Annotated in this window: 10 protein-coding genes and 1 tRNA gene; 6 read left to right on the top strand and 5 right to left on the bottom strand. The window is 59.0% G+C overall.

The features are described 5' to 3' along the window. Positions 1-164 precede the first annotated feature (164 nt). The 3 genes from ACQZ5N_RS24745 to ACQZ5N_RS24755 all read left to right on the top strand — a co-directional run bounded on the left by ACQZ5N_RS24745 (position 165) and on the right by ACQZ5N_RS24755 (position 3,868). Entirely contained in the window at positions 165-2,354 is a 2,190-nt protein-coding gene (locus ACQZ5N_RS24745; protein WP_137452421.1) for a TonB-dependent siderophore receptor, read from the top strand. A gap of 109 nt (positions 2,355-2,463) precedes the next feature. Then, positions 2,464-3,345 (top strand): helix-turn-helix transcriptional regulator, encoded by an 882-nt coding sequence (locus tag ACQZ5N_RS24750; RefSeq protein ID WP_020810555.1) that lies wholly within the window; start codon positions 2,464-2,466, stop codon positions 3,343-3,345. A gap of 130 nt (positions 3,346-3,475) precedes the next feature. Further along, on the top strand, positions 3,476-3,868 hold the full coding sequence (locus ACQZ5N_RS24755; protein ID WP_020810556.1) for a PRC-barrel domain-containing protein: 393 nt from the start codon (positions 3,476-3,478) through the stop codon (positions 3,866-3,868). Between the two features lie 95 nt (positions 3,869-3,963). Here the strand turns inward: ACQZ5N_RS24755 and ACQZ5N_RS24760 are convergent, their stop codons facing one another. The 4 genes from ACQZ5N_RS24760 to ACQZ5N_RS24775 all read right to left on the bottom strand — a co-directional run bounded on the left by ACQZ5N_RS24760 (position 3,964) and on the right by ACQZ5N_RS24775 (position 6,659). Continuing rightward, positions 3,964-4,206 (bottom strand): DUF982 domain-containing protein, encoded by a 243-nt coding sequence (locus ACQZ5N_RS24760; protein WP_003519998.1) that lies wholly within the window; start codon positions 4,204-4,206, stop codon positions 3,964-3,966. 315 nt (positions 4,207-4,521) lie between these two features. Next, positions 4,522-4,680 carry a YqaE/Pmp3 family membrane protein gene (locus ACQZ5N_RS24765; RefSeq protein WP_020811433.1) on the bottom strand — a complete coding sequence of 53 codons (159 nt, stop codon included), beginning with the start codon at positions 4,678-4,680 and terminating at the stop codon, positions 4,522-4,524. Positions 4,681-5,484: 804 nt separating this feature from the next. Then, positions 5,485-5,560, bottom strand: a tRNA-Thr gene (locus tag ACQZ5N_RS24770). Between the two features lie 136 nt (positions 5,561-5,696). Continuing rightward, positions 5,697-6,659, bottom strand: a complete 963-nt coding sequence (locus ACQZ5N_RS24775; RefSeq protein ID WP_020811427.1) for an NAD(P)H-dependent flavin oxidoreductase — start codon at positions 6,657-6,659, stop codon at positions 5,697-5,699. Between the two features lie 255 nt (positions 6,660-6,914). On the opposite strand from ACQZ5N_RS24775, the gene ACQZ5N_RS24780 reads away from it, so the two are divergent. Then, positions 6,915-8,060 (top strand): hypothetical protein, encoded by a 1,146-nt coding sequence (locus ACQZ5N_RS24780; RefSeq protein WP_448734406.1) that lies wholly within the window; start codon positions 6,915-6,917, stop codon positions 8,058-8,060. 48 nt (positions 8,061-8,108) lie between these two features. On the opposite strand, the gene ppk2 is transcribed toward ACQZ5N_RS24780, so the two are convergent. Then, positions 8,109-8,990, bottom strand: a complete 882-nt coding sequence (ppk2, locus tag ACQZ5N_RS24785; protein WP_448734407.1) for a polyphosphate kinase 2 — start codon at positions 8,988-8,990, stop codon at positions 8,109-8,111. 233 nt (positions 8,991-9,223) lie between these two features. Here ppk2 and phoR point away from each other — a divergent pair, with 233 nt between their 5' ends. Both phoR and ACQZ5N_RS24795 read left to right on the top strand, forming a co-directional pair. Continuing rightward, the gene (gene phoR, locus ACQZ5N_RS24790) at positions 9,224-10,495 is read left to right on the top strand and encodes a phosphate regulon sensor histidine kinase PhoR (RefSeq protein ID WP_448734408.1); all 1,272 of its coding nucleotides are present in this window, start codon (positions 9,224-9,226) and stop codon (positions 10,493-10,495) included. 195 nt (positions 10,496-10,690) lie between these two features. Beyond that, positions 10,691-11,725 carry a substrate-binding domain-containing protein gene (locus ACQZ5N_RS24795; protein ID WP_035265067.1) on the top strand — a complete coding sequence of 345 codons (1,035 nt, stop codon included), beginning with the start codon at positions 10,691-10,693 and terminating at the stop codon, positions 11,723-11,725. Positions 11,726-11,824: the final 99 nt, after the last annotated feature.

The following is an 11,824-nucleotide window of genomic DNA, read 5'->3' on the forward strand; positions in this document are numbered from 1 at the left end:
CGATAAATGACGGGCGCAAAACTGTGCGAGAGGCCAATAAGCTTCAAATCCCGCCAGAAAACGACAAGCATCCTGCCTTAATCCTGATGTAAATACTCAGCTTAATTGAGGTGCCGCGGCCTGTCGAATTTGGACATCGGCCGCGATCTGTTTCGGGGCATATCTTGAAAAATTTGCATGGGATGTTTTTGAGCCGTCTGGCTTTGGGCACGGCCGCCGTTGTTTTGCTGGCGCCAGCGATGGGCCACGCGCAGGACACGACCGTTCTGCAGCAGATTACCGTTGAAGGGCAGGGCGCAGAAAACGCGACAGGTCCGGTCCGGGGTTATGTCGCGAAGAAAAGCGCGACCGGTTCGAAAACCGAGACGGAAACCAGGGATATTCCGCAATCCGTATCGGTCGTCGGCCGCCAGGAAATGGATGACCGCGGCGCGGTGACGAAAATCGACGAGGTACTGCGTTATACCCCCGGTGTGACGGCGGAGCCCTTCGGCACGGACCCGGATACGGACTGGATTTACATTCGCGGTTTTCAGGCCACCCAGACCGGCGTGTTTCTGGATGGTCTGAACCTGTTCAGCTACGGTTTCGGCGGTTTCCAGATGGATGCCTACGGTCTGGAGCGCGTGGAAGTTCTGAAAGGCCCCGCCTCGGTGCTTTATGGCGGCGCCAATCCCGGCGGTATCGTGCAGATGGTCCGCAAGCGCACGCAGGATGAGCCGGTGCGCGAAACGGAAATCGGCATCAATAATTTCGGCAATGCCTTCTTCGGCTTCGATCTCGGCGACAAGGTCGATGGTGAAGGCGTGTGGAAATACCGCGTCACCGGCAAGGTCTCCGGCGGCGACAATTACACCGATTATTCCGAGGATTTGCGCGGCTTCATCATGCCGCAGATCACCTTCGAGCCAGACGCGCAGACGAGTGCCACGCTTTACGGCTATTTCTCGGCGCTCGATCAGGTTCATATCGGCAACGGTTTCCTGCCCTATGTCGGCACGGTGGTCGACGCGCCCTTCGGCAAGCTCGACCGCAAGGCCTTTTATGGCGAGCCGGATATCGACAATGGCCGCGTCTACCAGTCCATGGTGGGTTACGAGGTCAGCCATGAATTCGACAATGGCTGGAAGATCAGCCAGAACGCCCGTTATGGCCACCTCTACAAGCACGAAACCGGACCCTATGCCGGCGGCTGGGCCAATACAGATGCAAACGGCCAGCCGATCCTCGATGCCACCACCAACGACTATATGCTGACCCGCTTCGGTTACGATGGCGTGTCGAAAGTCGACAGTTTCGGCGTGGATAACCGGGTCGAAGGCCAGTTCGATACCGGCGCGGTCAACCATTCGCTGCTCTTCGGTCTCGACTATAAATATTACCGGCTGGACCAGGTGCAGGCCTGCTGCGGATCGAATGCAATCGGTGCGCTCAACCCGGTCTATGGCTCGACGCAGGGAACGAATTTCGTTTATGCCGACAATATCGTGACCCAGCAGCAGATCGGCATCTACGCGCAGGACCAGCTGCGCTTCGGCGATGGCTGGCTGGTCACGCTGAACGGCCGTTACGACTATGTGGATACGGAACTGAACAACAGGCTGCCGGCGGGCCTCTCCCGCCGCTCGAATGACGATGCGCTGAGCGGCCGCGCCGGTCTCGCCTATGAATTCGACAATGGCCTGACACCCTATGTATCGGCCGCCACTTTCTTCAATCCGCTTATCGATACGCTTGCGGATGGTACTCCCGCTTCGCCGGAAGAGGGACACCAGTTCGAGGCCGGTATCAAATATGAGCCGACCTTCTTCGACGGCAGTGTCACCGCCTCGGTCTTCAAGCTGGTCAAGGACAATGCCATCGTTTCCTATACGGCCGGCGGCGTGACCACGAGCGGTCAGTTCGGGCAGGTGGAATCCACCGGCTTCGAGCTGGAGGCCAAGGCCAATCTCAGCGAGAACTGGAAGGCGCTCGCCTCCTATTCCTATACGGATCTGGAGATTACCCGCGACGCCAATCCGAACCTTATCGGCAAATCGCCATGGATCGTGCCCGCCCACACCGCCTCGCTGTGGCTGGACTATGCCTTTACCACGGACGCGCTGGAAGGCCTCAGCCTCGGCGGCGGCGTACGGTATCAGGGCAAGTCCTGGGCGGATGAGGCAAATACGCTGCGCGTTCCGGATGCCGCCGTCTTCGACGCCGCAATCCGCTACGAGAAGAACGACTGGACCGCATCGATCAACGTCGCCAATGTCTTCGACAAGGAATATGTGAAGAGCTGCGCCGGCGTCTCCGTCTGCGGCTGGGGCGATAGCCGCACAATCACCTTCAAGCTTTCCAAGAAGTGGTAAGGCCTGGCCGAAGGCCGGCAGTTGCGGGGAAAGCAGTTTGCCACTATAAACATGAATAGATTTATCATGTTTATAGTGGCGCCATGGCGCCCTGCGGGATCGAGAGGCCATGGCTTTCCGCGTGCGGATGGAAAATGAGATCGAGGGCTTTGCCGTCATTGGCGGGCCGCGCTCGCGGGTGTGGAACGGCATCGTCGCCGATCTCTGGGATGTGCGTTGCGCCCCGAAGGCGGGCGGCCGTTATGTCGGCAAGGATCCGCGCTTCGTTTTCCTGCTGGATATGGACGGGACGGATGACGGCCGGTTCATGATGAACCGCTGCCGCCGCGACAATTACGGCTCGTCCAAGGCGAACCGTATTTCCTTCGTGCCCGCCGATCTGGATGTGCATGCCGAACTGAGCAACGTCTCCTTCGTGCGCCACCTCGATCTGCATTTCGATGCGGGATTGCTGGGTGCCCGGCTGGTGCAGGGCTTCGATCCGCACAGCCTGCTCGATCCGCATCTGATGTTCGAGGATGAGCGCCTGCTGGCGCTGGCGCGACTGATTGCCGCCGAATGCGATAATCCCGATCCGCTGCATGACCTTTATGGCGAAAGCCTCGTGCTGGCGCTATTGACGGATTTCCTGAAAGTGAAACGGGAGCCGGTCAAAAAACGCAGCAAGCTCGCCGCCTGGCAGTTGAGGGCGGCGACGGATTACATCCGCGAACATTGCCTGCGGTCGATCCGGCTGGAGGAGCTGGCGGAACTCACCAACCTGTCGCAATCGCATTTCAGCCACGCCTTCAAGGCCTCCACCGGCGTGCCGCCCCACCAATGGCAGATGCAGGCGCGCATCGATCGCGTCAAGGAACTGATGATGCGGACCGACATGGCGCTGACCGACATCGCCATTGCCGCCGGGTTTTCGGATCAGGCGCATTTCTCCCGCGTCTTTCGCAAGATGGTGGGTGTTTCTCCCTCCGTCTGGCAGAAAATCCGCCAATAAAGACGCGTTTTCGTTCCATTCTCCTTCAAAAAAATTCCCGCCGAAGCGCCTGAAACGCCGCGGAACGAATTGTCCGTCGAGGGGTTTACCAGACGTGACACAAACGAGGAAAATCAAGGAGGAAAGGCACATGATGCATCAGGAACCCCGCGCCGGACAGGACCCCTATGTCAAGGATACGCCGAGCCTGATCGCCAGCGACAAGGTGGAAGGCACCCGTGTTTACGGCGCCGACAGCAAGCATATCGGCTCGATCCAGCGCATCATTCTGGAAAAGCGCGGCGGGCGCGTGGCCTATGCGGTGTTGAGCTTTGGCGGCTTCCTCGGCATCGGCGACGACTATTATCCGCTGCCCTGGGAAAAGCTGCATTACGACGAAGAACTCGACGGCTACCGCATCGATCTCACCAAGGAAGAGATCGAAAATGCGCCGCATTTCGCCAATCTCGATGATAACGACCTGCTGAACGCCAAGGACCGCAAGGTCTATGATTATTACGGCGTCGCACCCTATTGGATGTAAGGCCCAGGGAAAAAGCGCTTCCGGCTGTTTGATCACCGAAAGCGTCGCAAATAAAAGAACGGCTCCTTTTCAGGAGCCGTTTTCTTTTGGGTGCGTCAATGCGGGTTTTTCTGCATCTCGGAAACCGCGTCGGTGAAGCACTTGCGTGCTTCTTCGGGCGATTTACGTCCGTCAAGGGCGGCACGGCAGGCGCTTCTCGCTCTCACGAAGCTCAATCCGCCAATTTTGGGCCAGCCTTCGGTCAATAATGTCAACGCTTCGAAGGGGCCGGCGATGACACTCTTGCCATTCGCCTCGAGATTGACCTCGACAGGCTCTGTCCATCTCTCGTTCTTCATCGTGCACCTCCCAGAGCAACGCGATCCCGAAATACACCCGACAGCGAAGCAACCCATGAACGCAGTCGTGTGTCACTGCTGCTTAGGATATGCGCAAGCGATCGAATTGACAACGGGGATCAGCGGAAGCCGAAAAACGACAGGATCGCCAGAACGATGACGACGAGGCCGACGATGTAGATGATCTGGTTCATGATTTTCTCCTTGGCTGGTGTCATCACCATAACGTGAGGGAGAAGACGAGGTTCCAGCAGCCAATGAGAATTTAATAACGTACTAAAATGTTGCGGACGTCCCATCGCCGGTGAGAGCATGTCACCTCCGCAGTATCACCCAGATCGCGTGGATAATGCCGGGAACATAACCGCACAGCGTCAGGAGAATATTCAGCCAGAAATGCAGGCCGAGCCCGACCTGAAGAAACACACCGACGGGCGGAAGGATGATGGCGATCAGGATACGAATGACGTCCACGATGACAGGCTTTCCAGTTGTTTATGACTGCCGGAGAACGTGTGGTGGGCGGTTTGGTTTCAAGTGACCGTCTTTTACGGTGACTAACAGGCGTCGGGTTTAATTTTCGGAGGCCGCAAAAGCCTGGGCGGTGAGTTCGCCGTAGCCGCAAAAGCACCGCCGCCTTGATAATACAAGGGAAAACACAGACTATCAGAATCTGTGATAGGGCTGAGAAAGCCGATCGCTTCGGTCAGTCCGGATAAATTGCCCGACCATTCGGCAATATGACCGGTGCATTGCGTACATCGCGGCGACCTCCGCTGCTAGGCTCCGTCCGGGGCTGTGGCGGCTGTGGCCGATTGCGCCATTCGCTTACGCTCCGGTCCTGGCCCCGGTCCCTGTCGCGTCGATCCCGCCACTCTCTTCGTTCTCCCCAGTAACGGCGGTCGTAATCCCGGTAGTAACGGTCGCGGTCATAGGACCGATAGTACACACCGGTCGTATAGTAGCCCCCCGTGCGATAGCCGGGATCATCGACGCATCCGGTCAGAACGCCTAGCGACACCAGACAAATTGCTGCGCTCAATAGCTTCATGATTTCTGCTCCCAATAACGGACTCAAACGCGTGATGAAGTCCGCGGTTCCATTGGCGAATACCCTGAGGTAAGCGCTCTTAACCGGACCTGAACAGGCAAGCGGCGGCTCAATTCAGCGGCAAGATAGAGATGTCATATCGAGGGCCATCGCGTTGCGACGACGCTCCATAAGGCCGCCCAAGGCAATGATTGGCAATTTTGAAGTTGATTGGGATTTGGGAAAAATGGTGCCGCTTACGTGACTCGAACACGTGACCCCGTCATTACGAATGACGTGCTCTACCAACTGAGCTAAAGCGGCCCGATTGTGACCCGTTTGTTGCGGATCAGCTTCATGGCGGGCTGATACAGGCAATGTTGACGGATTTCAAGCCTTGAATGTGCTGGTTTTGAAATTTCCGCAAAAAGCTTTGCCTGTCCATTGTTTGCCGGAGACTTCAGCCTTTCCCGCAGATGCGCTTTTTGGCCGTTTCATATTCATTTGCCAGGCGATCGACGAGCGCCGCCACCGGTTCCACCGCCTTGACGGCGCCGATGCCTTGCCCCGCGCCCCATATGTCTTTCCAGGCCTTGGCGCCGCCGGAGACCGTTTCGAAGTCCATTTTCGAAGGATCGGCTTCGGGCAGATTGTCGGGGTCCATGCCGGAGGCGACGATCGAGCTTTTCAGGTAGTTTCCGTGTACGCCCGTGAAATAGTTCGAATAGACGATATCCTTGGCCTGCGCGTCCACAATCGCCTGCTTGTAGCCTTCGGAAGCGCGCGCTTCCTCGGTGGCGATGAAGGGGGAGCCGATATAGGCCATATCCGCGCCCATAGCCTGCGCCGCGAGAATGGAGCCGCCATTGGCGATGGCGCCGGCCAGCAGCAGCGGGCCGTCGAACCATTCGCGGATTTCCTGCACGAGGGCGAAGGGCGAAAGCGTGCCAGCATGTCCGCCGGCACCCGTCGCCACCGCGATGAGCCCATCCGCGCCCTTGCGAATGGCGGAGCGGGCATGGCGGTCGTTGATGACGTCATGCAGCACGATGCCGCCATAGGAATGCACGGCCGCATTGACCTCCGGCACCGCGCCAAGCGAAGAAATCACCACCGGCACCTTGTATTTCACGCAAAGGCCGAGATCGTGCTCCAGCCGCCGGTTGGACATGTGCACGATCTGGTTGACCGCGAAGGGCGCCGCCGGGCGCTCGGGATTGGCCCGGTTGTGAGCGTCAAGCTCCTCGGTGATCATTGCCAGCCACTCGTCGAGCTGGCTTTCGGGCCTTGCATTGAGCGCCGGGAAAGCGCCGATGACGCCGGCCTTGCACTGCGCTAGCGTCAGCTGCGGATGTGAAATGATGAATAGCGGTGATGCTATGACCGGAAGACGCAGATTGTCTTTCAGCACGGACGGTAGCATGTCTCCTCCCACGAATTACGTTTACGCGCACGTAAGTCAATATCGCGTTCAGCAGCAGATTGAAAGCGAAAACAGCGTGGCATTCGCCTCTCGAATCTGCGTTCGTAGCGCCACAATGAATTGATTTTCCCCAAGGCAATCCGGTCTTTATCACAAACGATGCTTGCGGAGGGGCGGTATAGCCGTTACCGAATCGTGAACCCATGGCGCAGCGCCGCATATTTTTTGCAAAGCGCAATAGAACAAGGATCGGTCGTGAGCGGACTGGAAACGGCAATCAGAAATGCTCTGGAAAAATCGGACAGATCGAACGCCGAAGTTCGTGCACGGATTTACCAATCCTCCCGCCAGGCACTGGAAGCGGGCCTGCGCAAGCAGGGCATAGACGATCCGCAGGTTGTCTCCCAGCAGCGCCAGCGGCTTGAAGGGCTGATCCACCAGATCGAGAATGAAGAGCGCAACCGGCTTCTGGACAGGGTGGAGCAGCAATTGCGCCCGCCCGCACCGGAAAGTCCGGCGCAGGACGATCACTCCGTCGATCCCGTTTCGCAGCCGCCCCACCACGGCGATATGGGTGTTGAGCCGGAGCTGCGTGGCGAAACGCGCGATGTGCGGCCGGGCGCTGCCGCTGCTCCGGAGCCGCTGAGTGCGGGGCAGCGCAATGGCAAGCAGCCGAAGAGAGGCTCCCGCGCGGGCGACTCCTCACTTGCCTTCCGGCCGGAAGGCGCGGTTGGCCGCCGCAAGCGCCGCGGGCTTTTCGCCCGGCTTTTCATCTACGTGACGCTTCTGGCCTTTATCGGTTTCGGCGCCTGGTGGGTCTATTCCTCCGGCCTCCTGCTGTCGCCGGAGCAGCGCGATACCAGCGTGCCCAATCCGCCTGCGCAGGTGCAGGCGGAGGATTTCAACGGGACGGAGCCCGCGCCGAGCCTTTCCGCCGGCCGTGGTTTTTCCGATGACTGGGTGGAAGTCTTCAATGCGGAGCGTGGCAGTTCCGGTGTTTCGGCCGGCCCGCGCGCCAATGTCGAAAACATCGCCACACCCGCCGGCAAGGCGATAAAGGTGACCTCGAGGAGTGTCTCGCAGGATGGCGCCGTCAGCGTCGAGGTTCCGGTGGAGGTGATGCGGGATATGGCGGGCAAGTCCTCGACCATTTCGATCACGCTGCAATCCTCCAGCGACCGGCAGACCCAGGTGTCCGTCGCCTGCGATTTCGCGACATTGGGCGATTGCTCCCGCCACCGCTTCACCGCCACGGCCGAGCGCGCGGACATGCTGCTGAACACGACATTCGAGCGATCTCTCGCCCCCAATGCGCCGGGCAGGATCTTCATCAACAGCGACATCGATGGCAGCGGCCGCCCGGTCAATCTTTATTCCGTGCGCATTCTGCCGGGCCAGTAAGGGAAAACAGGCGTCTCGAGTGGAGGCGCCTGTCAGCGTCTTCCGGTCCTATTTGAGAAAATCCGGCCCAGATCCCAGAATCTTGTCGTCGATTTCGCCGATTGCCTTTTTGTCCTTGCCCTCATAGTCGAGCGCAAGAAGAATGTGGCGGATGAGGTTTACCCGCGCGCGGCGCTTGTCGTTGGCGCGCACCACCGTCCAGGGGGCGGCGTCGGTGTGGGTCTTTTCCAACATTTCGTCGCGTTTTTGCGTGTAGTCGTCCCATTTCGTCAGCGCGGCTATGTCCATATCCGAAAGCTTCCAGCATTTCAGCGGGCTGTGGCGGCGGTCATGGAAGCGTTCGATCTGCGTTTCGCGGCCGATGTCGAGCCAGAATTTGAACAGATGAACGTCCTCATGGACCAGCATCTTTTCCAGGCGCGGCGTCTCCTTGAGGAAACGCTTGTGTTCCTCCGGCGTGCAGAAACCCATGACCGGCTCTACGCCTGCGCGGTTATACCAGGAGCGGTCGAAGAGAACGAATTCGCCGGCGGTCGGAAAATGCGAGATATAGCGCTGGAAATACCATTGGCCGCGTTCGGTTTCCGTCGGTTTGGTCAGCGCCACCACGCGGGCATAGCGGGGGTTGAGATAGGCGCGGGTCGCGAAGATCGCGCCGCCCTTGCCCGCCGCATCGCGGCCCTCGAAAACCGCCATGACCCTTTTTCCGGTGGCCTGCAGCCAGAACTGCACCTTGACCAGCTCCACCTGCAACGCTTCGAGGGCGCTGTCGTAGTCCTCCCGCTTCATCTTCTTGTCGTAGGGAAAATCGCCGGCGGAAAGCTTCTTTTCCTCAACCCAGTCAGGAAGAACCGGATCGTCGATGTCGAAGCTGCGCAGTTTGCCGCTTATGGTGATCTCGACCGTCCGCTTCTTCGTTTCTTCGCCCATGGTTTCCTCCGGCTGTTGTTGTGTAAAGGCAACTCGACGCCAATGAGTTCACATCCATTGCCAGAATTCAAGTGAAACAGGACCGCTTGACCGGGGTGCGGCGGCGGCAGCGATTGCGGCGTCGATTTTGCGCATATACGTTGTGGAAAATGCGCGATGATGAATCTCTGTCATGAAGCTGGCCTATGAGATTTCGATGCGCTGTCAGATGAAAGTGGAAAGAGCAGGCTGAAATGGCAGTCATGGAAGGCGATGGTGGATTAAGGCGTTTGGGAAGGAAGCTCGGCCGAAACTGGTTGCCCGTTCTCATCGTCAGCATGCTCGCCATCGTGGCCGTTGCGGAGCTCAACACGCCCTATATGCCCGCCGCCCTGTGGTTTTGCGCCGTCATTGCCATCCTCGCCGCTCGGGAGGGGCCGGCGGCGGCTTCAGCAAAGGACGGGAGCCCGGTTGCGGAGGCAGATGAGCAAGAAGTACCCGGCGAAAGCGTCATTTCCGGCGTAAGGGCGGGCCTCGCGGTTCTGGATACCCCCGTTTTCATTCTCGACAGGAACGCCAGCGTGCTGTTTCAGAACGGCGCGGCCGAGCGCGCCTTCGGCCAGTTGCCCGCCGGAGCGCATATTTCCGCCCGGTTGCGCTCTCCCGGCCTTTTGGATGTCATTCGCGAAACCATCGCCACCGGCCAGCCCAACCAGGTCGAACATTCGGAGCGCTTCCCTTCCGAACGGGTCTTCATCGTCCGCATCGCCCGTGCGGATATGGGAGAGGGGGCAGGTCCGCCATTCTATATCCTGTCGTTCCGCGACGTCTCGGAGCTTCGCCGCATCGACCGGATGCGCAGCGACTTCGTCGCCAATGCCAGCCATGAATTGCGCACGCCGCTCGCTTCGCTCCGCGGTTTCATCGAAACCATGCAGGGGCCGGCGCGCAACGACCCGAAGGCGCAGGAACGTTTCCTTGCCATCATGCTGGATCAGGCAACCCGGATGAGCAGGCTGGTGGACGATCTCATGTCCCTGTCGCGGCTGGAATTGCGGGCCAACATCGCGCCCGACCAGAAGGTCGATCTCGTTCCTGTCATCGGCCATGTGCGCGATACCCTGCTGCCGCTTGCCGACGAGCTGGATGTGACCATCACGCTGCATCTGCCCGACCGGCCGGCAGAGGTGCAGGGGGACCGCGACGAGCTGGTGCAGGTGTTCCAGAACCTCGTTGAAAATGCTTGCAAATACGGCCAGGAAGGCAAGGTCGTGGATGTCTGGCTGCGGGCCGAACCCGGCAAGCCGGTGGAGGTGAGCGTCATCGACAAGGGGCCGGGCATTCCCGCCGAACATGTGCCGCGCCTGACGGAGCGTTTTTATCGTGTCAGCGTCGCCGACAGCCGCTCGAAAAAGGGCACGGGTCTCGGGCTTGCCATCGTCAAGCACATCCTCACCCGCCACCGCGCCCGCCTCATCATTAAATCGGAATTGGGCAGCGGCACGGACTTCACTGTGAGATTCTGACATAAAATATGCATCTGCTTTTAATGTCGTGGATATTTATAAATAAAATCAACAATTTAGATTGTCACAAATCTTTCGTCAAAGTGACATAAAAGGATGGGGCTACGGTGGTTAAGAAAAGGTCGCCGAGCGCAAGCTAAGAGCGAGTGTCGCTATCGGCTGCGTCCACAACAAAGCCCACGACGGGAGAGACAAATGAACATCGTTAAATTTTCCGCAGCAGCTCTGGTGGCTTCTGTCGCCTTCGCTGGCGCCGCCGCTGCTCGCGACCAGATCCAGGTTGCCGGTTCCTCCACGGTTCTGCCCTACGCCAAGATCGTTGCCGAGACCTTTGCCGAAACCTTCCCGAACTTCAAGGCTCCGGTTGTTGAGTCCGGCGGCACGGGTGGCGGTCTGAAGGCGTTCTGCTCTGGCGTCGGCGAAGGCACCATCGACATTGCAAACGCTTCGCGCAAGATCAAGAGCGACGAACTGGCCGCCTGTAAGGCTGCTGGCGTTGCCGACGTTCAGGAAGTGAAGATCGGCTACGACGGTATCGTCTTCGCGATGGACTCGTCCAACAAGGACATCAAGCTCGAGCCGAAGGATCTTTACCTCGCTCTCGCCGCTGAAATCGTGAAGGACGGCAAGCTCGTTGCTAACCCCTACAAGAAGTGGTCGGAAATCAACAAGGAACTGCCGGACGTCGCTATCGCCGCTTACATCCCGGGCTCCAAGCACGGCACGCGCGAAGTCTTCGAAGAGAAGATCATGGCTGACGGCTGCAAGGAAGCCGGCGCCACCGACGCCATCAAGAAGATCGTCACCGACGCCAAGCAGGCTGCTGCCAAGTGCGTTGCAGTCCGCAAGGACGGCGCTGCAGTCGACATCGACGGCGATTACACCGAAACGCTCGCCCGTATCGACGCCAACAAGACCGGCCTCGGCGTTTTCGGCCTCGCTTTCTATGAAAACAACGCTGACCGTCTGAAGGTCGCGACCGTTTCGGGCGTCGTTCCGTCCACCGAAACCGTTGCCAGCGGCAAGTACCCGGTTTCTCGCCCGCTGTTCTTCTACGTGAAGAAGGCTCACCTGGGCGTTATCCCGGGCCTTAAGGAATATGTCGAGTTCTTCGTTTCCGACGAGATGATCGGTCCGGATTCCCCGCTCGCCAACTATGGCCTGGTTGCTGCTCCGGACGCAGAGCGCGAAGAAATCCGCTCGAAGTTCTCGGCCGGCTCCACGATGTAATGAAGAAAGAGGGGTGCGGCTTTGCCGTGCCCCTCATTCGGCTTCGCTTGGGCCGTCGTCCGCGGTTGACAGTTCCTAACCATCGCCATCCACATGATT

Source organism: Agrobacterium sp. 22-221-1 (assembly GCF_053522445.1).